21 protein-coding genes are annotated in these 17,223 nt (G+C 32.9%); 18 read left to right on the forward strand and 3 right to left on the reverse strand.

Annotation, left to right across the window (positions count from 1 at the left end):
- Nucleotides 1–275: 275 nt before the first annotated feature.
- From ACOMCU_RS16295 to ACOMCU_RS16335, 9 genes are all read left to right on the forward strand, one after another.
- Nucleotides 276–494 (forward strand): hypothetical protein, encoded by a 219-nt coding sequence (locus ACOMCU_RS16295; RefSeq protein WP_421050741.1) that lies wholly within the window; start codon nucleotides 276–278, stop codon nucleotides 492–494.
- The gene (locus tag ACOMCU_RS16300; RefSeq protein ID WP_421050742.1) at nucleotides 484–828 is read left to right on the forward strand and encodes a spore protein H; all 345 of its coding nucleotides are present in this window, start codon (nucleotides 484–486) and stop codon (nucleotides 826–828) included. Before ACOMCU_RS16295 ends, ACOMCU_RS16300 begins: the two co-directional genes overlap by 11 nt.
- A 39-nt stretch (nucleotides 829–867) precedes the next feature.
- Nucleotides 868–1,026 (forward strand): hypothetical protein, encoded by a 159-nt coding sequence (locus ACOMCU_RS16305; protein ID WP_421050743.1) that lies wholly within the window; start codon nucleotides 868–870, stop codon nucleotides 1,024–1,026.
- Nucleotides 1,027–1,102: 76 nt separating this feature from the next.
- Nucleotides 1,103–1,486, forward strand: coding sequence for a hypothetical protein (locus ACOMCU_RS16310; protein WP_421050744.1), 384 nt, complete (start codon nucleotides 1,103–1,105; stop codon nucleotides 1,484–1,486).
- Nucleotides 1,487–1,570: 84 nt separating this feature from the next.
- Nucleotides 1,571–1,729, forward strand: coding sequence for a hypothetical protein (locus tag ACOMCU_RS16315; RefSeq protein ID WP_421050745.1), 159 nt, complete (start codon nucleotides 1,571–1,573; stop codon nucleotides 1,727–1,729).
- A gap of 85 nt (nucleotides 1,730–1,814) precedes the next feature.
- Nucleotides 1,815–1,955, forward strand: coding sequence for a hypothetical protein (locus ACOMCU_RS16320; RefSeq protein ID WP_421050746.1), 141 nt, complete (start codon nucleotides 1,815–1,817; stop codon nucleotides 1,953–1,955).
- Between the two features lie 260 nt (nucleotides 1,956–2,215).
- Nucleotides 2,216–2,587 carry a hypothetical protein gene (locus ACOMCU_RS16325; RefSeq protein ID WP_421050747.1) on the forward strand — a complete coding sequence of 124 codons (372 nt, stop codon included), beginning with the start codon at nucleotides 2,216–2,218 and terminating at the stop codon, nucleotides 2,585–2,587.
- A gap of 262 nt (nucleotides 2,588–2,849) precedes the next feature.
- Nucleotides 2,850–3,305, forward strand: a complete 456-nt coding sequence (locus tag ACOMCU_RS16330; RefSeq protein ID WP_421050748.1) for a hypothetical protein — start codon at nucleotides 2,850–2,852, stop codon at nucleotides 3,303–3,305.
- 284 nt (nucleotides 3,306–3,589) lie between these two features.
- The gene (locus ACOMCU_RS16335; RefSeq protein ID WP_421050749.1) at nucleotides 3,590–6,586 is read left to right on the forward strand and encodes a DNA polymerase III subunit alpha; all 2,997 of its coding nucleotides are present in this window, start codon (nucleotides 3,590–3,592) and stop codon (nucleotides 6,584–6,586) included.
- Between the two features lie 41 nt (nucleotides 6,587–6,627).
- On the opposite strand, the gene ACOMCU_RS16340 is transcribed toward ACOMCU_RS16335, so the two are convergent.
- Together ACOMCU_RS16340 and ACOMCU_RS16345 are read right to left on the reverse strand one after the other, a co-directional pair.
- Complete coding sequence (locus ACOMCU_RS16340; protein WP_421050750.1) at nucleotides 6,628–7,464, reverse strand: hypothetical protein; 837 nt, start codon at nucleotides 7,462–7,464, stop codon at nucleotides 6,628–6,630.
- Between the two features lie 12 nt (nucleotides 7,465–7,476).
- On the reverse strand, nucleotides 7,477–8,235 hold the full coding sequence (locus ACOMCU_RS16345) for a phospholipase D-like domain-containing protein (protein ID WP_421050751.1): 759 nt from the start codon (nucleotides 8,233–8,235) through the stop codon (nucleotides 7,477–7,479).
- Nucleotides 8,236–8,616: 381 nt separating this feature from the next.
- On the opposite strand from ACOMCU_RS16345, the gene ACOMCU_RS16350 reads away from it, so the two are divergent.
- Both ACOMCU_RS16350 and ACOMCU_RS16355 read left to right on the forward strand, forming a co-directional pair.
- Complete coding sequence (locus ACOMCU_RS16350; protein ID WP_421050752.1) at nucleotides 8,617–9,123, forward strand: hypothetical protein; 507 nt, start codon at nucleotides 8,617–8,619, stop codon at nucleotides 9,121–9,123.
- 434 nt (nucleotides 9,124–9,557) lie between these two features.
- On the forward strand, nucleotides 9,558–9,767 hold the full coding sequence (locus ACOMCU_RS16355) for a hypothetical protein (protein ID WP_421050754.1): 210 nt from the start codon (nucleotides 9,558–9,560) through the stop codon (nucleotides 9,765–9,767).
- Nucleotides 9,768–10,303: 536 nt separating this feature from the next.
- On the opposite strand, the gene ACOMCU_RS16360 is transcribed toward ACOMCU_RS16355, so the two are convergent.
- On the reverse strand, nucleotides 10,304–11,677 hold the full coding sequence (locus ACOMCU_RS16360; RefSeq protein ID WP_421050755.1) for a hypothetical protein: 1,374 nt from the start codon (nucleotides 11,675–11,677) through the stop codon (nucleotides 10,304–10,306).
- A gap of 208 nt (nucleotides 11,678–11,885) precedes the next feature.
- On the opposite strand from ACOMCU_RS16360, the gene ACOMCU_RS16365 reads away from it, so the two are divergent.
- The 7 genes from ACOMCU_RS16365 to ACOMCU_RS16395 all read left to right on the forward strand — a co-directional run bounded on the left by ACOMCU_RS16365 (nucleotide 11,886) and on the right by ACOMCU_RS16395 (nucleotide 17,197).
- A complete protein-coding gene (locus tag ACOMCU_RS16365; protein ID WP_421050756.1) occupies nucleotides 11,886–12,614 on the forward strand; it encodes a helix-turn-helix transcriptional regulator in 729 nt (242 codons plus the stop codon).
- Between the two features lie 69 nt (nucleotides 12,615–12,683).
- Nucleotides 12,684–13,181, forward strand: coding sequence for a hypothetical protein (locus ACOMCU_RS16370; protein ID WP_421050757.1), 498 nt, complete (start codon nucleotides 12,684–12,686; stop codon nucleotides 13,179–13,181).
- A 126-nt stretch (nucleotides 13,182–13,307) separates the two neighbouring features.
- Nucleotides 13,308–13,499, forward strand: a complete 192-nt coding sequence (locus tag ACOMCU_RS16375) for a hypothetical protein (RefSeq protein WP_421050758.1) — start codon at nucleotides 13,308–13,310, stop codon at nucleotides 13,497–13,499.
- A 271-nt stretch (nucleotides 13,500–13,770) separates the two neighbouring features.
- Nucleotides 13,771–13,971, forward strand: coding sequence for a hypothetical protein (locus tag ACOMCU_RS16380; RefSeq protein WP_421050759.1), 201 nt, complete (start codon nucleotides 13,771–13,773; stop codon nucleotides 13,969–13,971).
- A 1,013-nt stretch (nucleotides 13,972–14,984) separates the two neighbouring features.
- Nucleotides 14,985–15,914, forward strand: coding sequence for a DNA polymerase III subunit delta (gene holA / locus ACOMCU_RS16385; RefSeq protein WP_421050760.1), 930 nt, complete (start codon nucleotides 14,985–14,987; stop codon nucleotides 15,912–15,914).
- 54 nt (nucleotides 15,915–15,968) lie between these two features.
- Entirely contained in the window at nucleotides 15,969–16,616 is a 648-nt protein-coding gene (locus ACOMCU_RS16390; protein WP_421050761.1) for a hypothetical protein, read from the forward strand.
- Between the two features lie 341 nt (nucleotides 16,617–16,957).
- On the forward strand, nucleotides 16,958–17,197 hold the full coding sequence (locus tag ACOMCU_RS16395) for a hypothetical protein (protein WP_421050762.1): 240 nt from the start codon (nucleotides 16,958–16,960) through the stop codon (nucleotides 17,195–17,197).
- Nucleotides 17,198–17,223: the final 26 nt, after the last annotated feature.

Raw genomic sequence — 17,223 nt, forward strand, 5'->3', positions numbered from 1 at the left:
ATTTAGAGAAGCTTTTTGGATAAAAAACATATACATTGGTGCATGAAAAGAGGTTTTATTACAATAAACATGAAATTGATGTGTATAGGCAAGTTAATAACGATAAGGGTAGGTGCTTACTCCATGCAAACAACGGACAAGTTTGGAACGTTCTTATTTATTAGTGGGATAGTTATAATCGTACTAATTCTCGCAGCTTTTGCATATGGGTTTCATGTTCTAGTCCATATGTAGATGTTGCACATTAGATAAATATTGTGCAGGAAGTAAACATTATGAAAATAGCAGACTGTTGTTTTTGTAAAGAACCTGTTTATGAATGTTCCAGTTGGAATATCACAGAACGTTACGACATTCACCACATCGAATGCGCAAAGAAAGAACGTGAGCGCATTATAGTTCGTAACTATGAAATGAAGGAAAATGCGACTTGGCAAAAAGAACATAATAGGCAAATTAACAACCAGTTAAAGGGGAATGACAATGGCAGCTAATAAAACAGTGCGTGTAACATTTGCAGATTGCGTAATGATGTTTGGTAATTCGTATAAACCGTGGGAAATGCAATATGACGAATATGTTTGGATGTGTATGCGAAACGACACGCCATTACAATTAGTAAAAGTTGAAACCTCACATTCTAAATGGGTTTCTTGGGGCGGTTTGAAATGGTGTCCAGAAGATCGCTTCCAGTATCAATTAAATCGTGAAGGTTGCCAAGATAACGAACCGGATAATCCAAAACCAAGGCAATATAGCAAAATGAATTTCTCGCAAGATGAGCGTGCATTAAGAAAAGCCAGAGCGCTTTTACAAAGTGCTTCATAAACGAAAGAAAATGTCTAGTAAAAAAAGGAGCGATAGTTAGTGAATAAAGAAGATTTTTTAGAATTAGTGCGTGCTTTAGATGAACGTGAATCTTCACAACTTCTTAGCTATCTTAGCGGTTATTACGCTAAAAATGAAGAATTTATTAGTGTTGTATTAGATGGAATTGAGGTAATTGAAAAGTATAAGGATAACTGAACGATATGAGAATCGTATCAAAAAAAAAATGTTCAGTACAAGAAACAAAATGTTGAGTAAAGAAAGGGTGAATGAAATGGAAAAATATAAGTGTATAAAAGCATTTCAAGTAGAGAAGTACGGTGATGAAGGTGAGTTATTGGACGAAACAATCGAGATTGCAGAAGGTACTGTTTGGCAAGTGGAAGAAACGCCATATAATTTTGTGGCTGGTAATGACGCTATCAGACTAATTGGCACAGGTAAAGTATACGGTAGTTGGCTCGAAATTTATCAAGAAAAATTGGATGAGCACTTCATTGAATACGACTTAGATAAACATTTTAATGAGCTTACAGATAAATATGGTTATAACAAAGGAACTCTAATCTTTCACGGAATGCCAGTAGATGAAGTATTAGCATACACAGATAATGATGCAGAAGCAGATGTTGAGGCAAAGGCTAGCTTTTCCGAATAATCAGCATTTTCTCAAAGTTACTGCACACTTTGAGGATTATATTTAGTTCAAACAGATTTTGTTGTAATTAAGGAGGAGATATTTATGGGATGGTACAGAAAACCAGAGGAATATCAATGTAATGATTGTGGTGAAAAATACGAGTTTATATTAGATACAATGTTTATGGCAAGGAATCCAGGGCGGCCTGGTAAATGTCCAAAATGCAAAAGCAAAAACGTGAAAAAGTTAACAAACGATTGATTCTTTTGATGTTTTAAGTAGCAGACGTAAATCAATCATCGATTAATATTACAGCACAATATGAAGAAAAGGAGATTGAACTAACATGGATAAAGGAACAGTAAAGGAAGAAAATTTAAAAGGCAGCGAATTGAAGTTAAAAGCCGCTCAAGAACATATGGAAAATATAAATATTGTTATGGAGGAAGAAGATAGTAAAGAATACGAAAATTTGCTTAATGCTTAGTACATAAATCGGGCCACTCAATTGAAAGTGACCCTAGGGTGTCAAAACAGGAAGTGTAAAGAATACCATTACAAACTAAGAATATGAAAAAAAATCACTTTGGAATAGTTACTTGACTATGGTTTATTAAAACTAATTAAAGGTTTGGGTGTTATATTTTGAGAACAATTTTGATTCTAAAAAGTTAGACGTGTGTAAATTAGTTTATAGCATTTCTAATTGAAATGTGAGTTTATAGAAATGGAGATGGTATGGTATTCATGTTAATTAAAGTAAATATTGAAGTTTTAATTTTTGGGGAATCCAAATATAATTATGAAAAAACTAAGTTAAAGCTTCTATTATTTAAAAAATGCAATTCATGTAAAGACAGAAAATTATGTACTTATATTGAAGAAGAACAAAGTAATGAAATAAAACACTACTACTGTAGTGATTGTGGAGAAGATCGGAAAAGGTTTCATGCAGCGCATAAAGAGTTCTTAACGAAAGTAGAACAGCATGCAAATGCGATTGATAACAAAATGAGTGAAGAAAAGAAAAGATTTGATTACCTAAAAAAAGAAGTTGAGCTGTTTGAAATAGAAGAAAAAGCCAAACTCTATGGTATTACTTATCCAGGCAGTCCGTAACTATACCAGATTAGTAAAAATAATAATGAATTACAGCTGTGATGAATGAGAATTTACGGAACGATATTCTTTTAATAGATTTATTTAAATGAATATAAAATTGAGTCAAATAGACAGACCAAGTGTAAGGACACAAATTGAAGCACAATGCAGTATGTCCTGTATAACAAAATCATACATTTCCCTCTTATACGATGTTATAATTAATGATATAAAGCTCTCGAAAAAGAGGGCTTTTATTGCACAGATAGGGGGATGGCATTTGAACACATTTCCATCAAAAAACAAAATTTTGTTAAAAATATATGTTAAATCTTATGCGATACTATTACTATTCGTATTTAGCTCTTTAGGAGCTCTTTTTCTAAAACAGTCCAATAATACAGCTGCCTATTACTTTATATTTATTCTGGGATTAGTATGCCTTCATAAGCTGACAAACCGTGCTATGTTGCTTCTTATTCGATTTAATCAGGTTAAGAAAGCGATATTAAAGAGAGAAGCTTGTTATCAAGAATTAACCGGCAAGGAACGCTTGCTCAATTCAATTTTTTTAACTCCAGTGACGGTGATCATATCTATAGCTATTTATAGTGCAAATAATTTAGTCGTACAGATATTCATGTTTATTTTAATTTTAATATTGCTTTTAATTGGAGAAACAGCAAAGTATCGTTTTACTCTATATAAAAATTGGTACGATCAAAATCTAATATAGAAAGAGGAAAGAGTGGATTCAACCATTGAATCCAGTGATTTATTTTCATATAATATTAGTAATTCTTTTTCTTTCAATACCTCCACCAAACGGTAAAGAGGTTCCTAAAAACACTCTATGTATGTGTTCAAACTAACCATTCGATATGGGATTAGTATGTTCACTTACATAGAGTGTTTTTTTTTTGTAAGGAAGAAAGTAATCGAAAAATCAATTGAGTTGAAGTTTGTGTATACGGTGGGTTTACACCTCTTATACACAAAAAATTAAAGGGGAGATAACAAATGTATCTAAATGTAAGAACAGAAGCGGACACTTTAAAAAGTACCATCAGAATTGAAAGGTTGGCAGCATTTCTTAAACAAAATAAGATAACAAGCTGTGCTGTGGCCAATACGAATTTATATCGTTTAATGGATTACATATCCATCTTTAAGAAAAATGATTTGAAGCCCGTAGTAGCGCTTAGGGTTAATGTTGCTTTTGGTATAAATAATCAATTGCCAATTTTACTATATGCCAAAAATAATGAGGGCTATAGTAATTTAATCAAAGTTTCAAGTGGTATCATGGAACGAAAAGATGAAATTATGCCTTTGAATTGGGTGAAACCATACTCAAAAGGACTAATAGTGGTTATTCCTTTTATAGAAAATCACTGGTTAAATTCTATGAATGAGATTAAATTAATGAAAGAGATCTTTAACGAAGATTGTTACATAGGAATCTCTCGTACAAATAATTTCAAGCACACTGAAGAAATCAATATTCAGGAGATCGCCAACTCCCAAGCTATACAAATTGTAGCGTTAAATGAAAGTTTTTATCTTCAGATAGAAGATGCATTTGCATACGAGGTCTTAACTGCTATAGATACAGGAAAGAAACTTGATGCATTGGATCCGCAAGATACTTCCAAATATGTTCCCTTGCCACAAGAACTGGAGCAATGGTTTGTTGATAAACCAGACTGGATTAAAACGGCTAAGAGCGTTCTAGACGCTTGTAACATTGATTTTGGAGAGTATCAAGCGCATATGCCTGTATATCCTCTAAACAATGGTGAAACGCCTAAGGAGTGTTTACACAGACTAGCGTATGAGGGATTAAAGATTCGTAATAATGGTCAAATACCAACAGTATATAAAGAGCGTTTAAATTATGAACTTGAGATAATAAGTAAGATGGGATATGACTCTTATTTTTTAATTGTTGCTGATTTTATGGCATTTTCAAAAAGGGAAGGTATCCTTACTGGGCCAGGGCGAGGTTCATCTGCCAGCTCTCTAGTGGCCTACAGTTTACAAATTACTCAAGTGGATCCTATTAAGTATCAATTACTATTTGAGCGTTTCTTAAATCCTTATAGAATATCGTTACCAGATATAGATATTGATTTTATCGATACACGACGAACTGAGGTAATTCAGTATGTAAAAAATAAGTACGGTAAGGATCATGTAGCTCAAATAGTTGCTTTTGGTACATTGACTGCAAAAGCAGTTGCTCGTGATGTTGGCCGAATGTTAAATTTTCAGGAAACTGAATTAAAATTAATGTCTAAACTCATAGAAAAATCAAAGACTAGTAACATAATGGATGTTTATAAAAGCTCTAAAGAGTTTCAGGAATTTGTAAATAAAGATAGACGTAATCAAGTTTGGTATGATACTTGTTGCAGATTAGAAGGATTAACACGTAATAAGACAACTCATGCTGCAGGCGTAGTACTTACCCCTAAGCCATTAATCAATTATGTGCCGTTACAAAGCGGTAACGATGGGATTTATTTAACTCAATGGGATATGAATGAAGTTGAGGGTGAAGGTGTCTTAAAAATGGATTTTTTAGGGTTAGCAAATCTACGAATAATAGACAACGTTCTTATTTCTCTGCAAAATACTTATAAAGTAAAACCAACACTTGAAACGATCCCTCTGGATAATCAGAATACCTTCAATTTATTACAAAGAGGCTGGACTGAGGGCATTTTTCAACTCGAATCAGAAGGAATGAGAGATGCTTTAAAACAGATAAGTCCGACAAAATTTGAGGACATTATCGCAATTAATGCTTTATATCGTCCTGGGCCAATGGAATTTATATCGACATATGCAAAGCGTAAGCATGGCTTAGAGAAAATAACTTATTTACATCCGCTTCTAGAACCAATTCTAAAGGAGACATATGGAATTATTATTTACCAGGAGCAAATATTACGTATAGCACAAGTATACGCTGGTTTTACAGTTGGAGAAGCAGATTTATTACGGCGAGCTATTGGTAAAAAGAAACGAGAAATTTTAGAAGAACAACAAGCTCTTTTTGTGCAAGGAGCCATAAATCAAAATCACGATGTAAAGGTAGCAGAGGAAATCTATTCTCTAATCGTAAAGTTTGCAGAGTACGGCTTTCCCAAAAGTCATGCAACTGCCTACAGCGTTATCACTTATCAAATGGCATTTTTGAAAGCAAATTATCCTTCTCATTTCTATGCAGCATTATTAAATCAAGCAATTGGCAATGTACCAAAAGTTAAAAGGATTTTAGCTGAAATGAGCTCAGGTAGAATATCTATATTGCCACTTGATATACTAGAAAGTGATGTAGTTAGTGTATCTACAAATAAAGCCGTTCGTCTAGGATTACTAAATATCAAAGGTTTATCTGAACAAAAGTTGCAAACCTACACAAAAGGAAGAGGCTCAGACTTGTTTGAATATGCAAGAAATATAGGTTCTGCCTTTGACAAAATGGCAATGGAGGTTTTAATAAAAGCCGGTGCTTTTGATAATGTATTTAATCAAACACGTGGGACACTTTTAGCATCTTTAGATCGCGCAGCTGATTATTCACTAACGGACGAATCATTAGATTTTGGGTTTGGTACCCCAACCTATGAATTGATGAACGCTAATAAAGATAACTGTTACCAATTAGAAATTGAATCATGTGGATTTTCATTGTCCAACCATCCTATAGAAAGTTCGAGAACGATTGAGCTTAAGGAAAATACAATTTCAGGAGTAACTGGGCAATTCGTAAAGGTACCAGGACTAATTGAAGCGGTTAAGATAACTACAACTAAGAAAAATGAGGAGATGGCGTTTGTTACAATTTCTGATGAACATGGTTCAAGTAATGTAAAGGTATTCCCAATACTTTATAACAAGATTAGACAGTTATTAGTTGAAGGTAATCTAATCATCCTAGAGGGAAAAATTGAACAAAAATATGGTAAAAAGTCAATAACAGCAAATAAAATCGCTATGTTCCAATAGGTTCATAGCGATTTTTTACAAAAAAGAATTATTGGAAAAAGCTAGAAGCCATTTTCTTTTAAAGCAGGCTGAATAATTTCCTTATAAATTTCATTACCGTATTTTCCATTCAGTTTGAGATTAATAGCTTGTTCAAATGGAGCATCGGGTGCTGAGATAGAAGTAGGAATATAATGCAAAGTAGTTTCACTATACTTGGTACTTACAGCTGGGAAAATGCTGTTGAAAGATTTAAAATTAGGGATTAATTTTGATAATATATCGTTGAAACCTCTTTGTTTATAATCTCGCACAACGATGGTATTTATAAGATCTTCAGCCTTAGGTACATATTGTTTAGTTTTTTCGCTTACAACGAAATTGGGCAGGTATTTTACTTGTTCTAAAGTGTATTGTTGCATTTTAACTGTTAAATCAACCACGTAAAATGGGGGGACAAAAAGCCAGGCGTGAGCAGCCATAATCGGCTGATTCGTATAGCTAATATCACAGGACCAAAAATGTCCTCTAGGTAACTTACTCTTTTTTGGATAATCAATGTTTAAACTACCACATACCATGTGATTCCAAATACCTTCTTTTTCTAAAATTCGAGATAGTGTCATAGAGACATCAATACATGCACCTAATCGGCCATCTTTTTCAAGCTCTTTGTATAAAATTTCAGCAATAAATGGTACCTTTTCTCTTACCATATTTAAATAAGTTTCGTCATACCTTTGTAATTGAACAAATTTAGCGTAATTTTGGAGATAAGATGGATTGTTATTTTCGATACTAATGAATTCTGGTGTATCATAGAAACCGACTTGTGTAGTATCAATATTGTTATTTGAGAAATCTTGAATAATCTCTTTGTATTTTTTTAAATTAGCCATAAATATCACTCCTCAATTAGAATGTTCAACATAGATACTTAAAAATTCATCAGCAAATTTTTTAACAAAATCCCTGTCTAATGCTGTAGCCCAAGTTTCGTGGTTTTTCTCGGCATTTTTACTCCAATTATAGGAGCCATGCATAACATATTCCAAATCGATAATAAAAAATTTATGGTGTAATCGATATCTTTGATTCCAACCATATGGAGGTATTTTTAGTACATCAAAGTTGGCCTCCAATTTATCCATTATGTGATCATTTGTTTTTTCATCCGAGGTAATAATCCTGATATGTAGGCCTTCTCTTTTTTTCGAAACTAATTCGTTGTAGATTTCCTCATTTGTAAACCAGGCAACTGCTATCCAAATAGTATACTTGGCATTACGTATCCCTTGTATTATTTCGTCTTTAATCTTGTCGAAAGTTACATCGTGCTCCTTGATACTATCAGAATCAGATTCTACCGGTTTTGGTTTAATTTTAAAACCCCAGTACTCATAATTACCAAAAGCGTCGGAAGAATCCATGTAAACATCGGATACAATTTTCCCTAATATATTTTCTAATTCTTGAGCATTTTTTCTCATGGGAATAGGTACTCTTAAATGGATAAATTCTTTGTAATGTCGTGGTTTGGTTGCAAAATCGCGTGTCCTATCAAATTTAATAAAGGAATATCTAAGAAGTGCCAATAGCTCTTCTGCTCTCTCATAATCTCCATATTTTACATCTTGAATCATAGTTTTTAAATATTGTTCTTCTGTCATAAGTGCCTCCCCAAAATACATATTTATCACTAGAATTATCACATTTAAATGGAACAATTCCAATCAATAGATGGTGTTATATGGAATATAGGTAGAAAAATGATAAAAAGCTCACTTTTTTATGAATAACAGACATATCTACTTTTGTTAAATTGAAGTTCTTGAAACGGAAGTAGAAAAATTTAAAAGCCTTGGGCACCTTAATAGTAAATATAATTGATTTTACTGAGGCGTACATATCTGCGGTTGGATAAAATGAAAGTCTTCTGCATGAAGTTACTGTAAACGATTCTACTAACGGATTGTTGCTTGATAAAAACATGTTCACTAATATAATAGAAAAGGTTATATATGGAGTAGAAGAAAGTGGTGGGAAAGTAAATGTACGATTTAATGCTAGTTATTGGTTATATCAGTCTTGTGATTTTACCGATTTTTTTAATTTTAGGCTTGTCTACAGCAATAGGAATTATTGATATGAAAGAAAAGTTCCAGGATTTAAAAGGAGCCGTAGGTGATATTAAGCTAATGAGAAAACTACCTGTATGGTGGAAATTTAGGAAACTACAAAAGGCACTAAATATATATTGTCGATATGATAACATAAGGACACGATATTACTTATTTATGTATGAAGATGAAATGCTTGTTAAATCCAAGTTAACCAGCTATGACGGATATTTCGATAACTTGATTGAGTATTTAAAAGTTTTAAAACCGAAAAAAACGCTTGAAGATAAAGAACGCTTTGAAATATTACGTGAAGAATTTGGAAAGGTTAATGATCATATCCATAAGTATGCTAAGGATACACAAAAGAAAATTATGAGTGATATAAAATCTGAATTTAAGAATGAAATTCATTTGCTAAAAGATCAAAATGTATAAGAGCAATAAAATAATGTTGATTGGTTAACATCATTTTAGTTACAGTATCTATGTTAACGTTAATATAATTGATTAGACAAACATTAATTAATGAATATAAAACATCATTAATGAAGTGCAGAGAAAGTCAAAATGAGATAGACAAGATGATAGCCAAAAAAGTCAAATACATGTTTGTTCTTATTACGGTACCATTCCTTTTTATTTCAGGAATAACAGTAATATTAGGAAATTATTTTAAGCTAAAATGAGTATATAAATAGTTCAAAGAATAGTCATATAAATGATTAAATTCGAGTGTTATAATAGAAACAAGACAATGTTATCCTCCAACCAAACGGTATAGGAGCTTATTTTCAACATGTAACGATGAAAGGGCGAATTATGCCTACATATCGGGTTACATGTTTTTTTGTTGTAAGGAGGAAGAAACTATGACAGATAAATTATTAAGAAAGCTCAAACAGTCAAAAGGAGAAATCTTAGTAAAAGCCGACGGCCAAGTAATGATAAAAGTAGCTGGCGAAGAACATCTATTAGATCAAATTAAGCATAAAGATCAAGCCAACATATACGCCGAAGGTGTCCAACTGGCACTAGGTTACTTTATCGATTACCATCCGGAAATAAAGATGGAAGGGTAATATGTGGTAAGAGAAGGGAAGAAGAGTGTGTGTGAAATGCTGCTATCAAAAGGCTTCAAAGCAAATCACAGCACTCCAGATATTCTCCGTATTTTATACACACATCATACACATACAGTAAGAAAAGGGTAAACTACACACACCTCGATAGACCACATGTTTCTCAACCACATCCACATATTATTCTTCCGAACCATGACCCTCCCTGAAGCTCAGAACTTAAACGCTTGAAAAATACATCCCGCCCTCTTAACCTCCTTACCCTGCGGTATCAATTTTACGCACACTACTAACTTTTCACCCGAAGGGTAGCGCATCGCTATCGCTCACGAAAGGTCGCCGCCCCCTCACCCACACAACAAAAAGAAGCGACAGATTTACGTCGCTTGTTTATATTAATGTGTACGGGAGTATTCTACCCGAACAGACCGCAGGGTAAGGGGGAAGAAAACAGACAAGCGGAACGGGGGTGAGCAAGATAGCGGGGGGCGAGAGATACATGCCGTTGGCATATGGTCTACCGAGGTGTGAGGAGGTTAATGGTTAATGCGATTATCGGCCTCTTGCTGCTCCGCTTCTTCCACAATTTCTTTAATCATTATCGTTAATGGTTCGATTACAGCATCTATTATCTCCGCATCAAGTAGCGATCGATTTCTATGCTTCTCAAGTATACGTTGAAGCTCCCTACCCAAAAAGCTGCTCTTTTTCTCAGCATCAAATTCAACACCCATGTAATGAGAAAAGTCGCGTAAATACTTTAGAGAGGTATCTTTGATTGCTTTCATGCTGCTCTCTTGAACATTTTGATGTTTCTTAGCGATACCTTCCAACTGATTTTCTAACTGTTTAAAAAACGCATCCATAGATCCGGTTGATTTAGTTGCAACGCTTGCTAACATACTAAATAATTGTTCAGGAGTCGGTGCCTTAAAATCCGATTCAATTAATAGTCCCACTTTAATAGGAAATAGTATTTTGTTTCCATGAAGTTGTCCATTACCATTTACCTTTTCGGCCACACACAATATTTTATCCGGCCCTGTATATGTATCTGATAATACAACCCATGTATTAATCAATCCTAATATTCTTAGATTACCAATAATCATCCCTTGGGTATTTGAAAAATAAATCTCAGCTGCATTTACTTTTACATTTTCTCTTATAATTGAAGCGTCCAGTATTGAGATGAAAGCTGGTTTAGCATCATATATTGCGAATTTAGTCCAATCATCATTCGAATCGTATGCAAAATCTTTAGCTTCTTGTAATTGGTTACTTGCGACGATCTCTGGCTCATACATAGCAATACATTTTACTAAGGTATGAATTGTAGAGCGATACATATCAATGTAACGTATTTCCTCATCCATGCCTAATGGTCCAACATATTCAGTAACTGTTTCCGTTTGACGTATCCCTTCGTAGATGCCCTCAATTTCTTCTTTTGTCAATTCACGCTTCAGAATCTCTTCTATATGTTTTTTCTTATCTAAAATCATCTTTCTTGCTTCATTTTTACTGTTTGCAATAATCCTTATACTTGCACCTTCTTCAAGCTCACTGATTTCAATCTTCGATTCCTTTTTAGGTTTTCCTCCACTCTCAATCGTTGTACCATCATCTGCTTTTATAACAGGTACCGCTTTATGCCTTTGGCCTTTAAATTCCCAGGCATTCATGATGTACTTTGTATAAGTGTTAAAACTGCCATCTATAGAAGAAAAATGTGAGTTACATGTATTACATATTATTTGTCCTGTTTTATGGATGCCTCCCCAGCAAGAGTTAAAAATATGTTCCTTTTCCGTTCCTGGCAATTGCTCATCACAATAAATACATTTTTCTAGTTCTTTAACACGAATAGCCACTTCACCTTCAAAAATATCATTTTCATTTATTATCATTTTCTCACCTCATATTTTTATATATAGTTTATTCATCATTATCTACTATTATTCTTTAAATTTAGATTTGATTCTATTTATTTCTACAATTTATTTCAAATAAAAATATAGTTTTTTAAATTTTAATAAAATATGATTTCTATTTACCTTTTAACTCACATATAAGATACTGATTATAGAACGAACGTTTGTGAAAGGGAGGATAACCATGGACGCTTTTCAACGTATTGGTTTTAGTATAGGAGATACTGTTAAACTTCTATGGCTACACCGATCATCTGATTCGCAAATTAATCCAAAAGAACTTCACGAAGCTTATGAAAGCTTATTTCCTGGTCGCACAGTTGCTTATGATTATGTTGCTCGCATTGCTAAGAAGTTAGAGAATGAGGGATATTTACTTGTGAATCAGATACAGCATAAAAAATACTATTCAATTACCGCTTCAGGTAAAGAATATTTACAACGTTATGAATCACTATACTTCAACAAGTTTACCGAGCTTCTGAAAGTGATAGAACGTATTCATTTCTTTATTACAAAAGATGGCCAAAAACCGGAACTGCCAGAATACCCCTTGCAACAAGAGTTTAGGGCTTATTTTGCTAAGTTAATTTCCGTAAAGGACATCACACGTTATATGATCTTTTATTTAGGTATGAACCGTACGGAATTTTACGCTGCAGAAGTGATCAATCAACTAAATACGCTTTTTGGATGGGCACCATCAAACGGATACCTTTATGAAATTACACGTGAAATGGAAGCTGAGGGGACTATTAAGGGTCGATGGAAAGAGCCTGAAAAGAGAACCGTTCGCTTAATGCAAGTAACTGATATAGGCGAAACATTTTCAAAACAGGTTACTTCTAGTTTAAGGGAGCAAGTGATTAGTCTTAGAAAATATTTAAATTCATTCGTGGTTTTTTTCAAGTAGATAACTAAAGTTGGTTTTTTGACGCTATTGATAAAATTAAAGGGAAATCACATTCCAGGAGGAACCTTAATGAATAGAACCGAAGAAAAGCCAACTTATAGTGAACTAAAGAAAATGAAGGGATTTAATGTTGCCCAAACCCTAGCATTGCAATCTAAAATCTTCAATTGCTCTTTGAATGAAGCATGGGAACGGCATATTCATAAGGCAATACATAGAGCAAATTCAAAAGAAGAAATTATCTATATTGCAAAATATATTTTACAGTATGAAAAAAGAGCAGCAATAAAAGTAGTTAAGAAGCCGAAATTAATCACTGAAGGGTATCAATATCAATTCAACTCAATTTATATGGACCAAGAATCTAAAGTTTTAGTTCGATATACATTAGTCTATCAGGGAAGATATAAGTTAGCGGTATTTCGAGATAATCAACTGCTCTATACACACAAAGAACTGTTGACTTATCCATTCAATCGAACATCTTTGATTTTACGTCAAAAGCTAAACATTAATAGAATCTCCTTTCATTGGGAAACGTTTAAAGAAGAGATAAATGATCAATGAATTTTTACTCTAATATTAACTTCAGAATTTAACAGTATTATGAAACAGGTGAGTATTCACCTGTTTCATTTTTTGAGATATACAAACATTTAACGTACAATTATTTTAATAAGGAGTTGAGTATAAATGAAATTTACTTCATTCGATAAAGCCGTTCTTATGGAAAAAGCCATCATCTTAAATGGCCTTATTGCAAATGGTGATAAAGAAGAAAGAAAGAGAGCTAAAATACAGTTTGAAAAAGAAGTATTACCTTATATTCTTACATTTACCAATGTAAATAAAAACACGGAAACGGAAGGCCGTCCCTTTTTCTAATGGAGATGCTTAATGAAACGAATACCTCCTTGGTTATTGAAGATTGCCTTCTATTAATATCTACAAGAAATTGAAACCTTCGATATTATGCGAAGTTACTTATATAGTTTAGTGTTGGCTTAGAATAAAGATTGTTTAAAGGGTGTTCAAACCATTGATTACATCATCTAAGCAACCAACGTGGTTTAAAAAAGATTGATCAAATGAAATCTCTTTTAAAAAATCGTTGGCATGGATAGATAAATGAATATCGAGAAGGAGTAAGTTCAAAATGGAAAACAAGGAAAATCTTATTTTTGTTAATGTATTTGATAAGAATTTTAAAATGGGGCTAATAGGGGGGCAAAAGGATTCTGTAGTGCCAAAGCTATGTATTTATTGTGTTGCTTGTGGTGAATTTACAAGAGGGAAAGAATCAGAAAATGACGATGGTATCTGCTTTAAATGCGAAAAATCGTTTGAAGAATTATAGCTTTAGAATAAAGTTTGATTAAAACTCACTTAGAATTCTTTAATTGAAAAATACAATGTATCGTAACTTTTTTACAAACGTTATGATTTTATTTTAAACGATACGACTTTATTTCAAATCTACATTTAGTGAAGTGCTTACAAGCTGCTTTTTATAAGCATGGAACCAATATTATTAAAGGATTTATATGCAGTAAAAAAGCTTCTAGAGGATTAATTTCGCCATTTCCACACATTATTCCAAATTCACGTAATACAAGATAGTAAGACCTTTAATTCTAATTAGTCATGAGGCAACCGTTGCAATTGCTTTATCAACAAGTTAGAATTAAATTGTAACTTTGCCAAAAATTTTAACATCCGAACCAAACGGTAGGATTTTTATCTTTAAAGACACTTTTTTAAGTGAAAATGGACAGGATAAGTCTGTTCTTTTACTTAAAAAAGTGTCTTTTTGTTTTGGCATTTTAGAAAGGAGGAGAACAAAATGACTTTAATGACAGGATTAATTATTTTATTAATTCTTATTGTGATACTTAAAATCGCAAAAATGATAAGTAAGTTGCTATTCAAAGTTGTAAGCATAATAATGACATTTCTTTTATTAGCCCGACTTTGGACAATGATGCAGATGTGGTAGGTGAGAAAAATGAAAAGTTGTCTTTGTTGTAATGTATACACAGAAGAAAACATGTATTTGGACATATTTTGTTCGGATTGTTATTTGGACAGATTAGTTCATGAAGCAGAAATCTGTGGGGTTCCAATCTACGTATTAATGTTTGGTAGCAAAGTCCAGGTATTAATATTGGATCCTAATGATTTATTAGGTCGTGTAAAATTTAAAATAGCTAAACGGTTTTTAATGCAGTATCGGACTCAGGTTTCTGATTATGTTACTTGCAGTTGTGGCCAACAAGTAAAATGCGAGCAATCCATTCTAATACAAGCGAATGGTGTGAATCACGCTTTTTGTGACTTGGATTGCTATGAAAATTTTAGGGGGATTATTTTATGTCAAAAGTAATTTTAGTTCATGGTGAAGAAGCTTTGCTATGTGATGAGTACATTAAGAGTCTTTTACCGGACGATCCGATGTCTATAGAAAAATATGACATGAGGGAAAACTCTATAATCGATGTTTTAATAGATGCTTCACAAGGCAGTTTATTTGGGAGTGATGATAAAATCCTTGTTCTAAATGATTGTTACTTCTTAGGTAGTGAAAAAGCATTATCAGATAAAGAAATGGAAAGTGTCACAGAGTTTATTAACAACAAGGAGAATACAACGACTGTTGTTTTCCGTTATACAAAGTTGGATAAACGTAAAAAGCTGGTGAAGGCACTCATGAAGTCTGCTGAAGTGTTTGAAGGGAAGCTTATTAAGTTCCCTCAAAGCTGGATCAATACACGGTCTAAAGCGTATAAATTAAATTTAGAGAAAAACGCAGTAGATAAAATGGTTGTTCAATTAGGTGTGGATTTATATCTTTTGGATAATGAACTAAAGAAAATTCAAAATCGTTTCCCATCAGAAAAGCTCATTACAGCAGATATGTTAAGCGATGTTTTATCTCGCACACTTGAAAGTGATGTATTTAAACTATTGGACCGTATTATGTATCGACAAGCATCTGCTATTGATTTATTATCTGATCTTTTAATGACAGGGAACGATCCTATTCAAGTTCTTTTGCTAATCATTCGTCAATTAAGGATGATAGAACAAATAAAAATTGCAGAAATAACTGGGAACCCTGTACAGAATTATTTAACTGTCCACCCTTATGCACTACAAATAGCGAAGGAACAAGCAGAAGATTATACACTAAGTGATATACAATCAAAAATGGATCAAGTGGCCACACTTGATTTAAAAATGAAAAGAGGGCAAGTAGACAAAGTAATTGCTCTTGAAACACTAATTTTACAGTGGATGTGAAAAGAAACTTGGTTTTCAAGTTTCTTTTTTAGTTGCCCAAAAGGAGAATATTATATGTTTATTAATATTGAAGATCTAAAACGTAAGTTAGCTAAAAATATAGGGACAGTTTTCACCTTGGATGTAAAATGTCCAAGGTGCCTCAAAATATCCAGGAACTCAGGGAATGTTTACGCAAACGATTTTTTAAATATGGAATTCACCTCATTCAATTTTTATGATTTTCATCATTTTCATTGTAAATCTTGTGGTTGTGATAGGAGATATGACATTAAAGATATTCGAGGTTTCAAACAAGCTGGTACATTAGAAGATTATGTTCTAGAAATATTACCTCTCAATAGGTCGTTTGAAGCGGAACTATGGTCAAATTCGATTGAAAATCATTTCGCACTTGTTGAAGCTGGAAAAACACATAATAAGTTCATGGTTCAACAATATAGTGATTTTTATTCTCGCACTTTTTTCTTAGTCGAATCCCTTTTAAAGTGCACCCCTGAAGCGTATTACTTTAATAACTGTAACAACGTTATTGTTGAAGAGGTGGCTAAGGTAATTTACAGAAATTCTATACGTGCACGTAAGGTTTACCGAATAACGAATGCGGATAATACTTCACTCGTAGGTAAGTACCTGGAATTAAGATTAAATCCTATATTTGAAACGTATGAATTCTCCAGATTGTATGAAAGCAGCAAGTAAATACCGTTACTGGAATAGGATAAGTAAAATTTACAATGTATATGAGGCTAGGGTTAAGTTAAATATGTCGTAGGTGAAAAATAAAATTAAATGCATTTATACTGAATATCTTTTTAGTCCTGAAGCTTAAAAATCTCCTTCCCTATTGATAAGAAAATTAAGATAGTTTATAATAATTGCATATCTTACTAACTCAAATTCCCCCCAACCATACGGTATAGGGGTCTTAAAAGCACTTTTGAAGTGTTCATACTAATCTCTCAACGGGAATAGTCTGTTCATTTATCAAAAGTGCTTTTTTTTGAGTAATTTGATAAATTAATTTTAAGGATGGGATAACCATGAAAGCTAATGTATTAAACGGAAGGACTACTTTAGTGTATTCAACATCAATTGACAGCTATCGTAGATCTAAAACAAATAAAAACTTGAAAGTGGAGAATGATCTGCCTTCGGAAATCAAAAGACTAGATATCGGTTGGTGGGGAACTATATTTAAGGGTGTTTTTACATTCTTAACAGTAGTAATATTCATCGCTTCTTTATTATTTATGGCTCTTATCTTTGGCTATAAATTCTAAACTTTTAAAAAGCCCTTTCCTATTTC

The sequence above is a fragment of the Lysinibacillus sp. UGB7 genome, from assembly GCF_049058285.1.
Taxonomy (GTDB): Bacteria; Bacillota; Bacilli; order Bacillales_A; family Planococcaceae; genus Lysinibacillus; species Lysinibacillus sphaericus_B.

Bases quoted from the DNA above. Each gene is read 5' to 3' on its own strand.
- ACOMCU_RS16295 (WP_421050741.1), top strand. From the start codon at position 276: ATGAAAATAGCAGACTGTTGTTTTTGTAAAGAACCTGTTTATGAATGT.
- ACOMCU_RS16300 (WP_421050742.1), top strand. From the start codon at position 484: ATGGCAGCTAATAAAACAGTGCGTGTAACATTTGCAGATTGCGTAATG.
- ACOMCU_RS16310 (WP_421050744.1), top strand. From the start codon at position 1,103: ATGGAAAAATATAAGTGTATAAAAGCATTTCAAGTAGAGAAGTACGGT.
- ACOMCU_RS16315 (WP_421050745.1), top strand. From the start codon at position 1,571: ATGGGATGGTACAGAAAACCAGAGGAATATCAATGTAATGATTGTGGT.
- ACOMCU_RS16320 (WP_421050746.1), top strand. From the start codon at position 1,815: ATGGATAAAGGAACAGTAAAGGAAGAAAATTTAAAAGGCAGCGAATTG.
- ACOMCU_RS16325 (WP_421050747.1), top strand. From the start codon at position 2,216: ATGTTAATTAAAGTAAATATTGAAGTTTTAATTTTTGGGGAATCCAAA.
- ACOMCU_RS16335 (WP_421050749.1), top strand. From the start codon at position 3,590: ATGTATCTAAATGTAAGAACAGAAGCGGACACTTTAAAAAGTACCATC.
- ACOMCU_RS16340 (WP_421050750.1), bottom strand. From the start codon at position 7,464: ATGGCTAATTTAAAAAAATACAAAGAGATTATTCAAGATTTCTCAAAT.
- ACOMCU_RS16345 (WP_421050751.1), bottom strand. From the start codon at position 8,235: ATGACAGAAGAACAATATTTAAAAACTATGATTCAAGATGTAAAATAT.
- ACOMCU_RS16350 (WP_421050752.1), top strand. From the start codon at position 8,617: ATGTACGATTTAATGCTAGTTATTGGTTATATCAGTCTTGTGATTTTA.
- ACOMCU_RS16355 (WP_421050754.1), top strand. From the start codon at position 9,558: ATGACAGATAAATTATTAAGAAAGCTCAAACAGTCAAAAGGAGAAATC.
- ACOMCU_RS16360 (WP_421050755.1), bottom strand. From the start codon at position 11,677: ATGATAATAAATGAAAATGATATTTTTGAAGGTGAAGTGGCTATTCGT.
- ACOMCU_RS16365 (WP_421050756.1), top strand. From the start codon at position 11,886: ATGGACGCTTTTCAACGTATTGGTTTTAGTATAGGAGATACTGTTAAA.
- ACOMCU_RS16370 (WP_421050757.1), top strand. From the start codon at position 12,684: ATGAATAGAACCGAAGAAAAGCCAACTTATAGTGAACTAAAGAAAATG.
- ACOMCU_RS16375 (WP_421050758.1), top strand. From the start codon at position 13,308: ATGAAATTTACTTCATTCGATAAAGCCGTTCTTATGGAAAAAGCCATC.
- ACOMCU_RS16380 (WP_421050759.1), top strand. From the start codon at position 13,771: ATGGAAAACAAGGAAAATCTTATTTTTGTTAATGTATTTGATAAGAAT.
- holA (WP_421050760.1), top strand. From the start codon at position 14,985: ATGTCAAAAGTAATTTTAGTTCATGGTGAAGAAGCTTTGCTATGTGAT.
- ACOMCU_RS16390 (WP_421050761.1), top strand. From the start codon at position 15,969: ATGTTTATTAATATTGAAGATCTAAAACGTAAGTTAGCTAAAAATATA.
- ACOMCU_RS16395 (WP_421050762.1), top strand. From the start codon at position 16,958: ATGAAAGCTAATGTATTAAACGGAAGGACTACTTTAGTGTATTCAACA.